Raw genomic sequence first — 17,690 nt, 5'->3', positions numbered from 1 at the left:
GAATATTTATGATCTAATTGAATATTAAGGCGTATTGACGATTTTAGGGACAATTTAGTCAATATTAAGGGCTTAGTATCACTATTAAATTTTAGCGAAATATAAGTAATATAATGCTACGTATACCGCGAAGAACATTATTAAATAGAGCCCCAACGTTGGGTGAAGCAATATAAACTAGACTTTATCGCTGGGGTAAACCACCCCTAATTGTTGACGTGCTTGGTCAAGCACTGCCATTACATCGAGTGATAATTGGTGGGTGTTGATATTTGACTCGCACTGATGGTCAGTGGCGGTTGCTATAAAATGGGCAACTTCGTGACGCATAAAGTGCTCATCAAAGGGCAGTGATAACTCTTCAGTTGTGCCGTCATTGGCAATAAATTGTAGTAGCTTTAACAGTGATACGGCCTCAATTCTAATGCGGCCTTTTTCGCCTTGAATTTCAGTAAAGTTATCACCTTGCGATATTTTTGAGTAACTGATCACAGCTTGCCTATCACTGTAATTGAGCAATACATCTCCGGCGCCATCAACACCCGTATCCAACAGTATTCCATTGGCTTGCACAGTATTCGGTGCGCCCCACAATGCAATTAATAGATATAAAGGGTAAATGCCTAAATCTACCAACGCACCATTGGCAAACTCGGGTAAAAAGGTATTAGGGCGTTCGCCATTTTTATACTTGTCGTAACGTGAAGAGTACTGGCTGTATTGGCCGATGTATTTACGCGGTGTGCCAATTTTTTCAAGTGCTTGTTTTAGTACTTCAAAATTTGGCAGGTGAGTGGTCATCATCGCTTCCATATACAAGCACTGATGCTGCTTCGCAGTCGCGAGTATATGAGCTAACTCAATGCTGTTTGCGGCTGAAGGCTTTTCACCAAGCACATGCTTTTTTGCTTCTAAGCAAGAAATTGCATAATTCATGTGTAAGCTATTTGGTGCGGCAATGTAAACGGCTTCGACCTGTTTGTCAGCACACACTTGCTCAATGTTAGTAAATACTTTGGCATCTAGCTGATCATGCTTTGCTAAAAAAGCTTCACCGGTTGATACCTCGCGTGAGCATACGCCATAAAGGTTAAATTCGCTGACTGTGAGTGCCGCCATTAATAAAGTATCACTAATAAAGTTTGTCCCAACGATTACAAAGTTCATGCATTATCCCTTCTATAAAATTGTGTAAGCCATTGCTGCCAATCGGCTTCTAACTTTAACATTTGTTGATGCTTTTTTGCTTTAAAGTGCTTTTGTTTATCTTCATCAAAGCAAAACGGGCCTGCTCGGCACAAGCCACAATGATTTTCGGTTAAATAGCTTGGGTAGCTCAACACATTACATAGCGCGTTGTTTTGCTCTGGGCTAAATACATAGGTAATTCCACTAGTATCTTTAACGTGTTTGTCTCTATCGACATTGCGGATTTTATAGCCAGGAAATTGTGTTATATCAAAGTTCATTTGGCCGAGGTAATGTGCATCAAGATTTTGGACTAAGCTACCTTCAATGTTCCAATGCAAGTACGGTTTCACATCTTTAGAAGTGATATAGCAAAGTTGAGGTCCAGCTTTATCAAGAGCGAACTGGCAAGCATTCTTTATAAATTGATGTAATAGAGCCCGATTAAGTGTGTTGGCACTTGTTGATTGAGTTTGTGATTTAAATACATGCTCACTTTTAAAAGCAGGAATTAGGGGAAATTGAAATATTACCAGATCAAACTTTTGCTCGCCTAAGCGTTGCCAATCAGATTGGCAGGTTACGTCAAATTGAGTCAGTACATTAACCGCGGCTTTTTCTAATAATTCGAATGCGTTATCACTGTATTTATCACACAGAGTTTTTTTACTGTCGTAGGTTGATGCTACAAGGATACTGGGTTTAATTGCATTAAACAGAGCATGTGAAAAGGACAGATCGCCATCACCCACGGTGAGGATGCGCCATTTTGGGTTTAAATACATTCAATTATTCATTAGAGTCATTCATCCAATAATTATATCAAAAAGATGCTTTGTTGCGGCTAGCTTTATGTGATTTATCAACATACATGTTTTGATCTGCATTATGTAAAATGGTATCAGGGTCTTGCTCTGCGCAAATTGGAGCAATGCCAATGCTTACACTCACCTGGAACTCCTTCATATCTGCTGTTAAGTATTCGCGTAGTTCATTCAGATTAGGGGCGTCGTCATTACAAAATGCAATGAACTCATCGCCGCCAAGCCGAAAGCAATTATGTTTCCTAAACTTAGTCGATAATCGCTTGGCAAAGCTGGTTAAAATGAGATCGCCACATTGGTGGCCATATTTGTCATTTGCGAACTTAAAGTTATCTAAGTCAAAATAATAAACACGCTGGTAATGACTTTTCAGTTGTTCAAATCGAGTGAAGCATGCGCGGCGATTACCCAAGCTAGTCAGTTGGTCTTGATTTGCTTCTAATTCTAACTGTTGCTGAAGGGCTTGGCTGAGTTGTATTTCATGATTGAGTTTTTTAATCGTCTTGCGTTTTTCTAAAATTAATAGGTATAAACCCATACAAGTTAATAAAAAGCCTATATTTTTAAGTGCAGTGTCGAACAATAGCACAGGGAAAATTTTGGTATCGATTAAATCATCAAGCAAATCCAATACAAGCCCTGTGCAATAGATGAGCCACGCAGAGACTAAAAGTTTATTACCTATATAAGCATAGACTTGCAATGTAAGAGATACAGATATCGCAGCCCAAAAAAGCTCCTCTAAAATATCAACATCAAATAAATCACTATAGAATAGCTGTAAGCTAAAAACTAATACTAATAACCAAATTGTTGCTATCCAATAGGGGTGTTTCATTGCATACCTTTTAACAACTGATTTAATTAAGGTATAGCAGAAAAAAACAATGCTGGTTAGTTTTTAGGTGCTTGTTTGTGAGTCACAGCGAATAAGGCAATTCGGGTCTTGAGCCCTTCAATAGCGATTTGTTTCAAAATTAGGTTAAATGTAATCAATACGGCAAATACAATATGCACTGGTCCATGCGTAAAACCAGCTGTGGGATCAAAAATCATTACACCAAATAACAGGAAAAGGACCACTAATAATATCTCTATTAACTGGTTTGAATAAAACGATAATCGACCTTCCCCTTTACGGTCTTTTTTTATATGTATAGCACAAAAAAATGGCAATACTTTAATCTTGAACAAGCCGTTTTTTTCAACATAATTTTCACCGAGTTGATCGAGTTGTTGGCGCAATTGGTCTATCATGCAAGCTCCTTAATTTAAGGAGGCAGATACTACAACATTAAACCCTCAAGCACCACAGCGGCGTTTACTCTGGGTAGACACTCATGCCAATCATTAATATATGGCATACAAAAACAACGGATGTCAGAATAAATCGCATTTTTTGGTAGTCAGGGTGATATGTTTTCCAAGCTAATGTCGACTTTTCAAAAAATAATACAAGCCAAAAACTCGTGCCCAGCCATGCAAGCGTCCATTCAATAGGCAAAAATGTAAGAAAAGGAATTGGTATAACAGGGGCGACAGCCTTGAATGCGCCGCTATAACTTTGATTTCCAGCATGCCATTGGTTACCAGCCATAAAAGCAAGTATGGCAATGCTGTAAAAAGTAAAAAACTCCAAATTAACACTATTGCTGCCAGTAATTAATGGCCACCCCACACAACCAAGAAAAGGCAATAAGCCTAAATAACCAAGTTGGATGTGATTGATAAATTTTTCCATTACAGCAGACCCTTAAAATACAGTTTCATAGCGCTGCTATTGTAGCAGCAATACACTTAACAAAGTAAATACGAATTATGAATTATAAAAGTTCAATCTGAAAAGTTGATTGTTTTAATCTAAACAATCAATTTTATTTAATATATGAATGGGCCTATTGTATTAATCAAGCCAACGCGACAGGCGAAACATTTTGCTTGCGTTGGGCAACTTTAATTTTAAATACCAATGAGGAATACTATGAGCACTTCATTAATCAACACAAAAATTAAACCTTTCAACGCAACTGCATACCACAATGGCGATTTTGTAGAAGTATCTGAAAAAGATGTACTTGGTAAGTGGTCAATCTTCTTCTTTTATCCTGCAGATTTCACATTTGTATGTCCAACTGAGCTAGGTGACCTTGCTGATCATTATGCACAGCTTCAAGAAATGGGCGTAGAAGTGTACTCAGTATCAACTGACACGCATTTTACTCATAAAGCATGGCATGATACGTCAGACACAATCGGTAAAATCACTTACCCAATGATTGGTGACCCAACAGGCCGCATTACACGTAGCTTTGGTGTAATGATTGAAGACGATGGCTTAGCACTTCGTGGTACATTTGTAATGAACCCAGAAGGTGAAATTAAGGTTATCGAAACTCACGACTTAGGTATTGGTCGTAGTGCCAAAGAGTTAGTACGTAAAGTACAAGCTGCTCAATATATTGCCACTCACGACGGTGAAGTTTGTCCTGCATCTTGGCAGCCAGGTGAAGACACACTTGCCCCTTCACTAGACCTAGTTGGTAAAATCTAAATATAGTTTTTACCTGCAATAAAAGGGCAGGCAACTGCCCTTAAGCCAGCAATGATCGCTGTTGGTCCTCCCATATTAATATCGTTTATTAAGCACATCCGAAACTTGGTGTGGGAGGTCTGCTGCTCAAATTTCCACGTAAGGATTAAGCCATGTTAGATAACAACATAAAGAACCAGTTAAAAAGTCATTTTGAATCGCTTACACAACCTGTTGAGCTGCTTATTGCCTTGGATGACAGCAAAAAATCAGCAGAGGTCGAAAGCTTAGCAAATGATTTAGCGTCACTAAGCGACAAATTTACGGTGATTAACAACCCCGACACTAGCGCCCGCCGCCCGTCTATGGTTGTACACTCATCGGCTAAAAATACCCACATTACGTTTGCTGGCGTACCGATGGGACATGAATTTACAAGTTTAGTGTTGGCACTTTTGCATACCGGCGGACACGAAAATAAAGCAAAAAGTGAAGATATTCAACAAATACAATCACTTGAGCAAGAACTTAATTTTGAGATTTACATCAGCTTGAGTTGCCAAACGTGCCCACAAGTAGTTCAGGCGCTAAACACGATGGCGGCTACTAATAGCAATATTAAAGCAACAATGATTGATGGCGCGCTATTTCAAGAGGAAGTAGAAGAGCGCAACATTTTAGCAGTACCGGCTGTTTATTTAAATGGCGAACCATTTAGCCAAGGTGCAGTAAGCCTAACCGACATATTAAACAAAGTAGATAGTAAAGGTGCAGCACGTCAAGCTGCGGCACTGAGTGAAAAAGACGAATTTGATGTATTAGTAGTAGGTGGCGGCCCAGCAGGTGCATCAGCAGCTATTTATTCTGCACGTAAAGGGTTAAATACAGGTATTGTTGCAGAGCGATTTGGCGGCCAAGTTGCAGATACACTTGGCATTGAAAACTTTATCTCTGTTAAAGCTACAGAAGGGCCAAAGCTTGTTGCACAGCTTGAAGAGCATGTTAAAGAATACGATGTAGATGTAATGCATAACCTACGTGCTGCTGGGCTTGAACAAGTTAAAAACAAATACGAAATTACACTTGAAAATGGGGCTACTTTAAAAGCTAAATCGCTTGTTTTAGCAACCGGTGCTCGCTGGCGCGAAATGAACGTACCAGGCGAACAAGCGTACCGCGGCCATGGTGTTGCGTATTGCCCACACTGCGATGGTCCTTTATTTAAAGATAAGCCAGTTGCTGTAATTGGTGGTGGTAACTCCGGTATTGAGGCCGCAATTGATTTAGCAAACATTGTTGAGCATGTAACGGTACTTGAGTTTGCAGATACACTCCGCGCCGATGAAGTACTTATTCGTAAAGCAAATAGCTTAAACAATATTACTATCATCAAAAACGCCCAAACAACAGAAGTACTGGGTGATGGAAAAAAGGTGACAGGGCTAGCTTATAAAGACCGTGTCACAGGTGAAAGTAAAAACCTTAATTTAGCCGGTATTTTTGTCCAAATAGGCTTAATCCCAAATACGGAATGGCTGAAAGATTCAGAATTGGAACTTAGCAAATTTGGTGAGATTTTAGTGGACGCAAAAGGTGCTACAACACTACCTGGTGTTTATGGTGCCGGTGATGCAACTAATACACCATTTAAGCAAATTATCATTGCTATGGGCAGTGGCGCAACCGCAAGCCTTGGTGCGTTTGATTACTTAATTCGTCACAGTGAGCAAAACAGTGATGCTGCTTAACGACTCTTGATTTAACAGTCTATGTCTATGTTTTAACAGCCATACACCCATGACTGTTATTCTCCAAAGTCGCCCTCTCCAAAGGCGACTTTTTTTGTGTCTGATATACCCAAGCCACCTCAAGAGACAGAATTTAGCTTTTCACAGATGCTTAATATCAAGGCGTTACTTTGCAGCAATAACTGTCCCTTTTAAGAAGTAACAACGATGAGAGTAAGTCTCTGTGAAGCGCCCTATGGATTGGTTTAAAAGCGACGCTCACATCTTGAGGTGGTTTGGGTATAGTTATGCTATATTCTAAAAAAATTGGAGAACTTTAGTGGGAAAGTACATGTACCAAGGAAGTTGTTTGTGTAAAAAAGTAGAGATAGAGGTTTATGGCCCAATAAGCAGTATTATCCATTGCCACTGTTCATTATGCCGAAAGTCTAGCGGTACCGCCTTTGCTACTAATGGTTTTGTTCAACGTGATGATTTTCAAGTTATTAAAGGCCAAGAAAGTTTAACGGCTTTTGAATTTAAACCGGGTCGTATTCGTCACTTTTGCACAGCTTGCGGCAGTCCAGTTTACAGTGAGAATTTCGATGACCCAGTGCGCTTGAGGTTACGTTTAGGTATTTTAGACAGTGATATTAATGAGCGGCCACTCAGTCATAATTTTTGCAGCTCTAAAGCAAATTGGGAAGACTTTGATGCAAAGCTCGCTCACTATGACGGGTTTGAACCAACGCGATAAGGTTATTGGTATTTGGCTGCACTAATAAATTCGTCAAAGCTTTCACACCAAATGATTACTGTATTAAAATTAGCAATATTAACGTCTTGAGGTATCTTGACCATAAAGCTGTTGAACGTTTTGATGCTTGCCACTCTTGTGAATGTTCCTTTAAATGCAAGGAACTCAGTTTCATTGTCTACAAAGCGATCAGCCAAATAAATTTGATAGTCTGGGCCAGGGCTAATTTCCCCTTCAAACGAAATGTGGCTATTGCTTAATTTTACCTGACCTTGTGCGAAATGCAGAAAATCAGAGCCCGGTAATTCGGCCTTAAACTCTCCTGTATACATCGCTTTTTGCGCATGATTAGCAAGCTCTAGTTTACTTGGTGATGTGGGTGCTGTGAGAATTGGCAAGGCATACATGCCTGCAGCAAAACCAATTCCAAACACAATGATGTAGCTGAGTAGACGAATTAAAAGAACCATCGTAATTGCCTTATTTTAAGTTAAATACCTTTCTAGAAGGTAAGTTCAAAGCACTGTATGAGCGGCTAATATAACGTTGATAGAGTTCGTCGAACTCACCGCTTTGTTGCAGTTTTAATAAACCATGTTGTAGTCTTGTTACGAGCAACTGGTCTTTTTTATGGGCATAGAAGTGATAGAAATTTTCATATTGCAACATTATTGTAGGTTCTATCATAAGCTGCTTGTAAGGTTGTTTTGCTATTTCAGTTGCAATTGCTGAGACTGAACGAGGAAAGTAATCAGCCAATCCTGTGGCTAATAACTTAAGCATTACATCATAGTCATGTTCGCCATTCATTGTTAGGCCATTCCTTATTAGGACATCGTAATCAGACCAAGTATGCTTTTGCAAAGCGACGAGTGGTTTTAGCTCATCGAGTGAATTGATATTTGCAAAGCGGTGTTGTTGCGACTGATTGATCATTAGCAATCGCTTTCCATGAAGGCCTTTGTACAGCGGGAGTGTGGTGTGAACAAGGTTTGAATGTGCGCTTTTAGACATAGAAAACCAGGCTAAATTAATGCTGCCTTCGTGGCTTAGCTCTTCAATGGCTCGTTTACGATTCATCGGGATGGTTGAGTAAGTAAATTTAACATCAAAGTTTTCTTTTTTCAGGCTTGCACGCAGCAATGCATGCATGTAATCATTTCTTGGCGAATTGATATCACTCGGCGTTGCTAAGTGAAGGTTAATCACGTTTTCTTGCGCACACAAACTAAACACATGATATAGCAATACAAAACCAACAAACTTTGTGAACGAACGCAAGCGCATAATGCTATACCTACCTTGTTTAAATACTTTAATTATAACCACTTCAGCCTAACAGGTGTAATTTATTGCATAAAAAATAACGCAAACTAAGAATTGCTATTATACTAATTTTATCAATTAAGTATTGCGAGATAGAGATGTTAAATAACTATTCAGTTCGTACTCGCCTGGCTGTATTAGCATTACTGCCTTTAATAATATTTTCCATTGTGTCTATTTATTCAATAAGCACCATGGGGCGATTAGTATCAGGGATTGATAGTTTATATGATGACCGTATTGTTCCGCTTAAACAGATAAAAACGGTATCAGATAATTATGCTGTAAATATTGTTGATTTGTTGCATAAATACCGTGCAGGGACTATTGAGCGTACTTCGCTTATATCTGCAGTAAACGACGCTAAAAGTACAGCAGAGCAACAATGGCAAGCCTACTTACAAACAACGCTGACAAGTGAAGAATTACGGCTTGTGTCTAATGTCGAAAATAAACTTTTACCAGTGCAAGAGCATTTAAGTGCTTTGTTAGAGGCGATTAACAACGGCGAATTTTCATCATTATCGCAAAAGCAATTCGTTGCAGATCTTTATACGCTTTTTGATCCCCTTAGCAGCAGTTACCAAGATTTAATAGATTTACAGCTTAAAGAGGCAAATAGCTTTAAACAACAAGCAGATGAAAACTATCAACTAATTAGATTCGCCATGATAGCAGCCATTGTAATACTCATTTTGCTTTTATTAGTTGTAGCTTATTTTATTTATCGGTCAATACAAAACCCTGTAATGTGTTTGCGTCACACTATTACTCAAATAGCGAGTGGCGCCGATTTGACGCTTAGAGCAGAGGTAAAAGGAAGCGATGAGATAGCAGATACTGCACAGAATTTTAATGCTATGCTATCGCGAATTCATACGCTAGTAACCGATATGGCAGGGGCGACTTTAACGCTTTCATCGGCTGCTGAACAAATGAACTCTATAAGTATACAAGTTGCCAGCACAGCCACTGAGCAAGAGCAGCAGTCAGCTATGATTGCAACAGCAATTACCCAAATGAGCAGTGCTATAGAGCAAGTCGCGCACAATGCCAATGCTACATCAGAGAAAGCAGTCAATGCGGACACAAAAGCGCAACAAGGGCAGCAAGCCGTAGCAGATAATATTGAGTCGATTAATACCTTATCTGCATTGGTCAATCAAAATACCGTATTAATAACGGATTTAAACGCCCAAACCAATGAAATAAACCAAGTAGTAATGATGATTCAAGGGGTTGCTGAGCAAACTAACTTGCTTGCTCTGAATGCGGCGATAGAAGCTGCACGAGCTGGTGACTCTGGTCGCGGTTTTGCTGTTGTAGCAGATGAAGTCAGGCAGCTAGCTCACAATACTCAAAAAGCGACAGCCAGTATCAATGAAATGATTACTAAATTGCAAAACATGGCGCAGCAAGCAGTTGGTGCAATGGAAAATGCTGAAAGTAGTGCGAAAGAAAGTGTCGATCATGCTCAGTACTCGTCTCAAGTGTTAAGTGATATTAATCATGAAGTTACTGAAATATCTGATATGAACACGCAGGTATCAACTGCGACCCAAGAACAGCAATTAGTCGCAAATGAATTAAGTAGCAATATCAATGAATTTAGTTCAAGTATTACGTCGGTAAGTGAGAGCTCACAGCAAAATGCTCAAGCTTCACAAGAACTTGCTGAACTTGCATCAAGATTACAAGAGCAAGTAGGAGCGTTTAAGATCTGATTTACTGATTAGAGTTGCTGGTATACATCTGCGACACGAATTTCCATCATTGTTTCAGGGGCAGTTAAGGGTGTAAAACCAAACTGCTGATACAATGTATGGGCATCCGCTGTCGCTAAACAAAAGCGACGGAGGTTTTGTAGATCAGGGTGAGCCATAATTTCCGTTAGTAATATTTTGCTTAAACCTTTGCCTCGGTGTTCTTTTAGAATGAATACGTCTGCTAAATAGCCAAAAGTTGCGCAATCTGAGATGACTCTGGCAAAACCAACTTGCCCATCTTGCTCATGATACACGCCAAAACACAAAGAATTTTGTATAGCCTTACGCATAATCTCAATGGGAATCCCTTTCGCCCAATACGTGCCACAAATGAACGCATGTATGAGCTCAATATTTAAACGTGATTGATTACAGCTTATTTGGTAGTTCATTATGTCCGGCCTCTACTATTTCATATTCTCTGCGAGCGTATACAACCTAAAATCTGGTTGAGAAATGTACTATTATGCGCTGATATTAAATAACAAATGTGTTTATTCGTCTTTAGCGTTCAGGTTATTTAGGTATTTATTTAAAGTAACTATCAATCACTTTGTAATGCCTCAATGGGGTCAAGCCGTGAAGCCTTAATTGCAGGATAAACACCGAAAGTTAAGCCTACTAGCGCGCAAATACTAAATGATAATAAAATGGCAGTTATAGACCACGATACAGCCCATTGCGAATAGATAGAAATAATCTCAGATAAAGCAATCCCAAATACAACGCCGAGTAAGCCCCCGAAGATGGAAATGGTAAAGCTCTCGGCAATAAATTGTATTCGAATATCTTTTTGCGTGGCACCAACAGCACGAAGCAGGCCAATTTCTTTGGTGCGCTCTAGAACGGTTGCTAACATAATGTTCATGATCCCAATACCGCCAACTAATAAAGAGATGCCAGCTACACACGACATCACAATATTAAAAATTTGTTGAGTTTGTTTTTGTTGTGCAAGTAATGCTGCGGGTATCACTAATTCATAATCATCAATATCACTGTGCCGATTTTTGAGTAAGTGATTAAGTGCTTCAGCCGCGACTATTGGATCTACAGACTTATCAATTGCAAATTTCAAACTGCTTAATTCGCTTTCAAGTAAGCCATTTTCAAAGCGGTGTAATGCGGTGCTTAATGGAATAAATACTTGGTTTTGTTCACTACCTAACTTAATACCTTGGAATTCTTTCTTTTTCAAATAAGGCGCCTGTAAAATCCCTACAACTTCAAACCACAAGTGATTAATCTTTATTTGTTGACCAAGTGCATCGCCTAGTGGAAAAAGCTGTTTAGCCGTGTTTGCGCCAAGTAATGCAACTTGTGCGAAGTGCTTATTGTCGGCTTGATTTAGCGAACGGCCTTGAAATAACTCAAAATGAGACAACGCAAAATAATTTGCACTGACTCCGATAGCTTGGCTATCGCTGTCTGTGTACTGACTAAATATATGGTAAGTTTTAACATTCTTTTGTGATGCAAAATCGGTTATAAATGGGAGTGATTCATGGGCAACTTGTGCGTCTCGTAAGCTCAAACCAGCCGAATGCTTACGTTGCTCCTTTAACTCTTCTTCATTAAATTCCTTGGTATTTACAATTAAGTTATATAAGCCCATGGAGTCAATCATTTTCATTGCTTCTCGTTCAGCGCCTTCACCAATATTCAGCATGGCTATAACGGCGCCCACACCAAAGATCATGCCTAACAAGGTTAACAGCGTGCGTAATTTATGCTGTGTAAGCTCCATGGTTGTGTCGATAAATAAACTGAGATACTTCATTGGATGTCCTTTATATCTATCAGTGAAATAACATCTTTGCTTGTTAAACCATCTACTATTTCAACATGACTTAAGTTATGTTTACCCAACTTAACCGTTGTTTTTACAAACTCTCCAGATTGTTCAAGGTAGACATAGTGTGCATTTTGTTCAGTAAATACACTTTGCTTAGGTACAACCAAACGTTCACTGCGTGGAGTAACGAGAATACGGGCATCAAGCTTTAAGCCTGGGCGCAAAATAGGCGCCTGCTTTGTAATGCTAGCCTTTAGTTCATAATACTTTTGTGGGTCGCCGCGCTTTATTGACTTAGGAAAAGGGGAGACGTTAATGACCTCGCCGTTAAATTGCTTTTCAGGCAAAGCAATCAGTTGAAATTGCAGTGATTGGCCTGGCGCTAAATCGATTGCTTCTCGCTCAGGAACATACAGCTTTAATTGCATCTGGCTGATATCAGGTAGGGCTGCAATTTTTTGACCCGGCCATAAAGTCTCGCCAGCACGAGGCTTTTCACCACGCCAATTAGTATTGTGGGTTAACAGTCCATCATGGGGGGCAATGATTTCAAGTTGAGACAGGTTAGTATTAAGCATAGCTAATTTTTGCGTGTATTGATCTTCCTGCATTTTTAATAGCATGATCTCCCCCGCAGCACTTTGTTCAAACCGCTTAGTTTGCCATTTGAAATAATCGTGTTTAGCATTTAAAAATTCAACGTTTTGTTGGGTTTCTAAGATATCTAGTTTTGAACGAATGCGCTCATCTTCTATAGAATAATCTTCAGCAAATTGCTTTTCTTGATTTACCATTACAATATCGTGATTTAGGATGGCTCTATCTTTACCAATAGCCCCTGATTTTTGCGTTAAATCTTGTGCTGTTTGAGCCGCTTTATTGTTGTTCTTTTGGCTTTGGCGACGCATTAATTCGCCGTCAAAACGGGCAATAACATCCCCTTTTTTAACTTGGCTGTATTCAGGCATGAGCCAAGCTATTGTTTGTGGTCCTTTTGATGACGCTGGCGTACTAATAATGGTCTCATTTGCAGCAATCAGGTGACCCTTAGCTTGTACTTCAGTTAAAAACTCTTGTCGCTCAACCGTGTAAGTCAATGCGCTTGGTGCGATATTTTCTTTTGAACATCCAGCAATTAACAATACTGATGAAAAAACAACCAGTGTAAAATATATTTTCATAATTTCACCTCATCACCGACTTTTAAACCGCTTGTAACGACAGCAATATTATCTGAAAAGTGACTTATCGTAATAAACTGTTTATCGTTTTCAGTAGTTGTTACATAAGGGCCTGTTTGGTCGTATCGAATACTCGCTAATGGAATACTAAGTACCTGCGAAAGTTCCTCGGTTGTTATTTCGAGTCGTGCAGTCAATCCTGGACGAATAATGCCGGTATCAAGATCGTCAATGCTCACTATGGCATCAATAATACGGCGCTTATCTTGAGGCGATTTCTCAGTGAAAACACGCCCTAAATGTTTAACTTTACCTGAGACAACGATTTCAGAGCTGCCATCAATCGTTATTTTTACAATTTGGCCAGGCGCTATTTTACCGCTGTCAGGTTCATCTATTTGCGCTTTAATTTGCATGTCTTGTAGTACTGCAAGTTCAATAACAGGTTGACCAAACTGGACGCTTTCTCCAATTGATGACTTTTCGCCCTCATAATTAGTTTTATAAGTGACTAAACCATCAATAGGCGCCTTGACTTTAAGCCGTTCAATATCTTTTAAGAAACCGTTAACTTCGCTTTGAAGGCGCGCAACCTTACTTTCTGCAGTTTTTAAATTGAGCTTTTTGCTTTGAAGTTGATACGCTTGTTTACTTTTAGCAAGAGTGAGATCATTGGCGGCAATAGTAAAATCAATCTGTGATTTTTTACGCTCAACTTCTGAGCGAGAGTTATCAACTATCTGGGCTCTGCGCTTAGCTCTATCGTAATTCATTTTCATTTCAGCAACTTTAAGAGCCAGCTCTTGTTCTTTTATTAACTCTTTGTTTTGCGCATTTTCGAGTTGTTTTTTTGCTCGTTCCAGTTTGCCCTGCTTGTCGATTAGCCTATCCCTAACAGGTTTATCATCGAATGAGATAACTACTTGGCCTTTTTTTACATGGCTATTTTCTGGTTGCATGGTTTTTATTTGATATTGCCACATACGAGCCACAGAGGGTGGGGCAATTATTGCACTTGAAGATGACTCTAATTCTCCATTAGCTTTTACAGTGAGCACAACATCGCTGCTTTTTACATTAAAGTGCTGGTTGTCGGGTTCACTACAGGCTGATAGAAATAGCGCGGTCACAATGAGTAACGGTTTAAAATAATTGGCCTGTTTATTCATGCCCAGTAGCTCCCATTGTTAATTTTGCACTCATGCCAGGTAACAGATTTAAACCAGGTGCGGTAAAGTCAAAACGCGCTCTAAAATAGGCATCTTTACCCCATTGTAAGCGTTCTTCTGGTTGGGTGGATATTTCAGTAAGTGTGGCTTGTAATGGGTATTTCAAATAAGCATCAAAGAGAAGATCAGCCTGTTGCCCGACTTTAAGGTCTTTATAATCAATTTCGTGGATCCAAGCTTCAATATACAGCTCGCTCATGGCAGGAATTTCAGCAATTTGCCAACCCGGTTGCGCAGTCATTCCTACAAACGCTTTTTCACCGTTCCATGGGTGATTAGCATAGAGCACAGGCCCAGTGCGCAGTGCTGAAATAGTCATACTTTCTAGTTGAGTTTTATTGTACTGCAAGTCGGTTTTTAGCTGCTCAATTATAAGCTGTTGTTTGTTATGTGCGACGATGTTTTCAGTTTTGACTTGAATAAGTTCTTCAGAAGATTTTTGTCGATTAATTAATGCTTTTTCTAATTCAAGTTGATTTTTTTGATAATCATATGTGCTCAGGTTATCTTGCGGAATGGCAGCATCAATGCGCGCTCGTTGAACTAATAGTTCAGTGCGTTTATAGTTAAACTCAGCTTCAATTTGCTTTTCTTCATTGCTGGTGGTAATTCGGACTAACTCTTCTTTTGCTGCTTCCAGGCTTACTTCATCTTGTTCAATGTTGGTCGCGATAGTGCCACTGTCAAATACAACGACAATTTCACCTTGTTGAGCAATGTCTCCTTCTTCCATCATCCACTGAACTTGTACTCGCCAATTATCAGATTTAGGAGCATAAAAAGTTTGTTGTTCACTTGCCTTTAACTCACCACTCAATAGCAGAGGTTGTGCTAGTGTTGAATATGTAACGCAGCACAGCCACAATACTAAACTGGTTTTAATGTATTGATTAATTAACATCCGCTGTCCTCAATAACGACGCCGTCTTTCATCCTGATAATACGCTTTGCGTAAGCTGCAATATCTTCTTCGTGCGTAACCATGACTAAGGTATGGCCTTGTTGATGAAGCGTACAGAGTAATTCCATAATTTCATGTGATGTTTTGCTATCGAGGTTTCCCGTGGGTTCATCGGCAAATATGACGTTAGGCTCGTTTACAAGAGCTCTTGCGATGGCAACGCGCTGGCGCTGACCACCGGACATTTCAAAAGGCTTATGATGTGCTCGTGCCTTAAGACCCACTTTGTCCAACATGGCCATGGCTCTCTCGTTGGCTTGATGTTTGGGTATGTCAGTATAACGAAGTGGAAGAGCAACGTTGTCTTGTGCACTTAAACGGGTTAGCAAATGAAAGGTTTGAAAAATAAACCCAATTTTTTTGTTACGAATTGATGAAAGACTTATATCATCAATTTCTTTTATACTTTCTCCAGAAAGTAGGTAGTTACCAGATGAAGGAGTATCTAAGCAGCCTAATATATTCATTAGGGTGGATTTACCTGAGCCAGACGCGCCCATAACAGCAACAAACTCACCCTCCTTGATGTGTAACGAGACATTTTTTAATGCCATCACTTTTGTTTCACCGGCACCGTAAGTTCGGCAAAGGTTTTCAACCCTGATCATATTGTTACTTTTTATTATAGCTTTGGATTTATAAACTATCGATAAATATGACAATAAACAAGCTAAAATTGCATGGTAAGTGGAATTATAAAGTATTTATTTTTTCAATAAAATCAATTGTTAATATTTTGTTTGTTGCTTTTTTGAGTATAATATTAGCGTTGAAGTGTGTTAATAAGGGATCATAAATGTCTGCTTAAGTAGCGTGTATTTTAAACCACGCTACTTGTATTATTGAGCTTGAAAAACCAAAGTTAGATTGCTTCAACCCAAAGTACGCCTACTTCTTTTTTTATTACTTTTACATGGGTTCCAGCTGGTAATGGTTGGTAGCTTTTTAATTTCCAATTAATGCCAGAGTACGCATGTGTAGTTAAACCTAAATCATCAACATCATTTTTAATTATAAAATTTAGCTCAGCAAAGTCACTGTTTATATCTTTGCTGTCTACGTTGTTTTGCATGCGCTTGAGAGGTTTCCACAATAATACAGCACACGCTGAGGTGATCAGTGTATTACTCCAAAGAGCTGTTGTCAGTGATGCTTCAAGCAAGCCTACATTCATCATTAAACCGGTTGAAAATAATGAGATGCCTAAAAAAAGCAGTATAAATGTCGATAGCCCAAGCACTGCCACTTCGATAATTAGAGCTATCACACCCAAAATCATTAAGGCTTCGGGTAAATTATTAACAATATACTCCATCAGTTACTCCACAGTGTTAACTTTTTTGCTTTTGGTTTAATGAGTTGATAATCGACATGCCTTGCGCGACTAATGAGCTTGCATCGGTGCCATTATCAGGTAACAAAACAACGGATGATTCACGCGCAATGGCTTCTTTTGCGGCAATCGCCTTTGTTGCTAAATCGAGTTGTATCGCTTTTTGGCCCTCTTCAGTGTCTGCAGCTTCACCTACTTTACGCAGTGCGTCAGCTTGTGCTTCAGCAACTGCAATAATCGCTTTTGCTTCACCTTCTGCTTGCAGTATTTGTTCAGCTTTGTCAGCTTCAGCAGCTAATACCTGCGCTTGCTTTTTACCTTCAGCTACATTGATATTTGCTTGGCGGTCACCTTCGGATTCTAAAATTTGTGCACGCTTAACACGCTCGGCTTTCATTTGTGCTTCCATCGCTTCCATAACTGACTGCGGTGGCACGATGTCTTTTATTTCATAACGTAAAACTTGAATACCCCAAGGCTCAGCAGCTTGGTTAATCGCTGTTACAATATTGGTGTTAAGCAAATCACGTTCTTCAAAGGTTTTATCAAGCTCCATTTTACCAAGCTCAGAACGCATGGTGGTTTGTGATAACTGTGTAACTGCAAACACATAGTCGTCTACACCATAGGTTGCTTTGTATGGGTCAAGCACGCGAAAGTACAATACACCATCTACAATAAGTGAGATGTTATCTTTGGTTATAGCTGATTGAGAAGGAACGTCTTGTGCCTGTTCTTTAAGGCTTCTATCGGCGGCAATGCGATCTACAAATGGTACAATGAAGTTCAATCCCGCTTCTTTGGTTGATTGGTATTTACCAAAGCGCTCTATTAACCATGCGCGATTTTGTGGAACAAATTTAACGCTACTTTTAAGCAATACTAAAACAAAGATAAGTAAAAATGCTTCAACAGTGAAAACCATGTTGAGAATTTGCGTAATAGGGTCCATAAATGTTCTCCTTAGAATCAAGCAACGAGGCTTGTTTTTAAAATGTGTACAGCTGCAACTAATGCCAGATTACCACTAGTGTATTAATTCGACTAGTAAAAGTTGTTTAAGCAACCTGGCA

19 protein-coding genes are annotated in these 17,690 nt (G+C 39.4%); 4 read left to right on the top strand and 15 right to left on the bottom strand.

The genetic code is table 11. The features are described from left to right. Nucleotides 1-177: 177 nt before the first annotated feature. The 5 genes from ACFI4Z_RS12935 to ACFI4Z_RS12915 form a co-directional block, all read right to left on the bottom strand. Nucleotides 178-1,167, bottom strand: a complete 990-nt coding sequence (locus ACFI4Z_RS12935) for a Gfo/Idh/MocA family protein (protein ID WP_462670948.1) — start codon at nucleotides 1,165-1,167, stop codon at nucleotides 178-180. After that, nucleotides 1,164-1,973 carry a class I SAM-dependent methyltransferase gene (locus ACFI4Z_RS12930; RefSeq protein WP_462670947.1) on the bottom strand — a complete coding sequence of 270 codons (810 nt, stop codon included), beginning with the start codon at nucleotides 1,971-1,973 and terminating at the stop codon, nucleotides 1,164-1,166. Before ACFI4Z_RS12930 ends, ACFI4Z_RS12935 begins: the two co-directional genes overlap by 4 nt. 37 nt (nucleotides 1,974-2,010) lie before the next feature. Beyond that, a complete protein-coding gene (locus ACFI4Z_RS12925) occupies nucleotides 2,011-2,850 on the bottom strand; it encodes a GGDEF domain-containing protein (RefSeq protein WP_462670946.1) in 840 nt (279 codons plus the stop codon). A 56-nt stretch (nucleotides 2,851-2,906) separates the two neighbouring features. Next, nucleotides 2,907-3,269, bottom strand: coding sequence for a hypothetical protein (locus tag ACFI4Z_RS12920; protein ID WP_462670945.1), 363 nt, complete (start codon nucleotides 3,267-3,269; stop codon nucleotides 2,907-2,909). 64 nt (nucleotides 3,270-3,333) lie between these two features. Further along, nucleotides 3,334-3,753 (bottom strand): DUF3429 domain-containing protein, encoded by a 420-nt coding sequence (locus ACFI4Z_RS12915; RefSeq protein WP_462670944.1) that lies wholly within the window; start codon nucleotides 3,751-3,753, stop codon nucleotides 3,334-3,336. Between the two features lie 240 nt (nucleotides 3,754-3,993). On the opposite strand from ACFI4Z_RS12915, the gene ahpC reads away from it, so the two are divergent. The 3 genes from ahpC (at nucleotide 3,994) to ACFI4Z_RS12900 (ending at nucleotide 7,026) form a co-directional block, all read left to right on the top strand. Further along, entirely contained in the window at nucleotides 3,994-4,563 is a 570-nt protein-coding gene (ahpC, locus tag ACFI4Z_RS12910) for an alkyl hydroperoxide reductase subunit C (RefSeq protein WP_462670943.1), read from the top strand. A gap of 152 nt (nucleotides 4,564-4,715) precedes the next feature. Beyond that, nucleotides 4,716-6,290 carry an alkyl hydroperoxide reductase subunit F gene (gene ahpF, locus ACFI4Z_RS12905; RefSeq protein ID WP_462670942.1) on the top strand — a complete coding sequence of 525 codons (1,575 nt, stop codon included), beginning with the start codon at nucleotides 4,716-4,718 and terminating at the stop codon, nucleotides 6,288-6,290. Between the two features lie 331 nt (nucleotides 6,291-6,621). Then, nucleotides 6,622-7,026, top strand: coding sequence for a GFA family protein (locus tag ACFI4Z_RS12900; protein WP_462670941.1), 405 nt, complete (start codon nucleotides 6,622-6,624; stop codon nucleotides 7,024-7,026). A gap of 2 nt (nucleotides 7,027-7,028) precedes the next feature. Here the strand turns inward: ACFI4Z_RS12900 and ACFI4Z_RS12895 are convergent, their stop codons facing one another. Further along, nucleotides 7,029-7,496 (bottom strand): DM13 domain-containing protein, encoded by a 468-nt coding sequence (locus ACFI4Z_RS12895; RefSeq protein WP_462670940.1) that lies wholly within the window; start codon nucleotides 7,494-7,496, stop codon nucleotides 7,029-7,031. A gap of 10 nt (nucleotides 7,497-7,506) precedes the next feature. Continuing rightward, nucleotides 7,507-8,313 (bottom strand): substrate-binding periplasmic protein, encoded by an 807-nt coding sequence (locus tag ACFI4Z_RS12890; protein WP_462670939.1) that lies wholly within the window; start codon nucleotides 8,311-8,313, stop codon nucleotides 7,507-7,509. 137 nt (nucleotides 8,314-8,450) lie between these two features. On the opposite strand from ACFI4Z_RS12890, the gene ACFI4Z_RS12885 reads away from it, so the two are divergent. Next, complete coding sequence (locus ACFI4Z_RS12885; RefSeq protein WP_462670938.1) at nucleotides 8,451-10,076, top strand: methyl-accepting chemotaxis protein; 1,626 nt, start codon at nucleotides 8,451-8,453, stop codon at nucleotides 10,074-10,076. Between the two features lie 8 nt (nucleotides 10,077-10,084). On the opposite strand, the gene ACFI4Z_RS12880 is transcribed toward ACFI4Z_RS12885, so the two are convergent. The 8 genes from ACFI4Z_RS12880 to ACFI4Z_RS12845 all read right to left on the bottom strand — a co-directional run bounded on the left by ACFI4Z_RS12880 (nucleotide 10,085) and on the right by ACFI4Z_RS12845 (nucleotide 17,569). Then, nucleotides 10,085-10,510, bottom strand: coding sequence for a GNAT family N-acetyltransferase (locus ACFI4Z_RS12880; protein WP_462670937.1), 426 nt, complete (start codon nucleotides 10,508-10,510; stop codon nucleotides 10,085-10,087). A 152-nt stretch (nucleotides 10,511-10,662) separates the two neighbouring features. Then, a complete protein-coding gene (locus ACFI4Z_RS12875; RefSeq protein ID WP_462670936.1) occupies nucleotides 10,663-11,898 on the bottom strand; it encodes an ABC transporter permease in 1,236 nt (411 codons plus the stop codon). After that, the gene (locus tag ACFI4Z_RS12870) at nucleotides 11,895-13,094 is read right to left on the bottom strand and encodes an efflux RND transporter periplasmic adaptor subunit (RefSeq protein WP_462670935.1); all 1,200 of its coding nucleotides are present in this window, start codon (nucleotides 13,092-13,094) and stop codon (nucleotides 11,895-11,897) included. The genes ACFI4Z_RS12875 and ACFI4Z_RS12870 overlap by 4 nt, the downstream gene beginning before the upstream one ends. Then, complete coding sequence (locus ACFI4Z_RS12865) at nucleotides 13,091-14,263, bottom strand: efflux RND transporter periplasmic adaptor subunit (protein WP_462670934.1); 1,173 nt, start codon at nucleotides 14,261-14,263, stop codon at nucleotides 13,091-13,093. The genes ACFI4Z_RS12870 and ACFI4Z_RS12865 overlap by 4 nt, the downstream gene beginning before the upstream one ends. After that, on the bottom strand, nucleotides 14,256-15,224 hold the full coding sequence (locus ACFI4Z_RS12860; protein ID WP_462670933.1) for an HlyD family secretion protein: 969 nt from the start codon (nucleotides 15,222-15,224) through the stop codon (nucleotides 14,256-14,258). Before ACFI4Z_RS12860 ends, ACFI4Z_RS12865 begins: the two co-directional genes overlap by 8 nt. Continuing rightward, nucleotides 15,218-15,892: an ABC transporter ATP-binding protein gene (locus ACFI4Z_RS12855; protein ID WP_462670932.1), complete on the bottom strand. Its 675-nt coding sequence runs from the start codon at nucleotides 15,890-15,892 to the stop codon at nucleotides 15,218-15,220. Before ACFI4Z_RS12855 ends, ACFI4Z_RS12860 begins: the two co-directional genes overlap by 7 nt. A 254-nt stretch (nucleotides 15,893-16,146) precedes the next feature. Next, nucleotides 16,147-16,599 (bottom strand): NfeD family protein, encoded by a 453-nt coding sequence (locus ACFI4Z_RS12850; protein ID WP_462670931.1) that lies wholly within the window; start codon nucleotides 16,597-16,599, stop codon nucleotides 16,147-16,149. 16 nt (nucleotides 16,600-16,615) lie between these two features. Continuing rightward, nucleotides 16,616-17,569: an SPFH domain-containing protein gene (locus tag ACFI4Z_RS12845; RefSeq protein WP_099297416.1), complete on the bottom strand. Its 954-nt coding sequence runs from the start codon at nucleotides 17,567-17,569 to the stop codon at nucleotides 16,616-16,618. Nucleotides 17,570-17,690 lie beyond the last annotated feature (121 nt).

It is taken from the genome of Pseudoalteromonas sp. RWi3, assembly GCF_054960735.1.
Note: the sequence above shows the minus strand (reverse complement) of the source record. Positions and strands in the feature narration are given on the sequence as shown.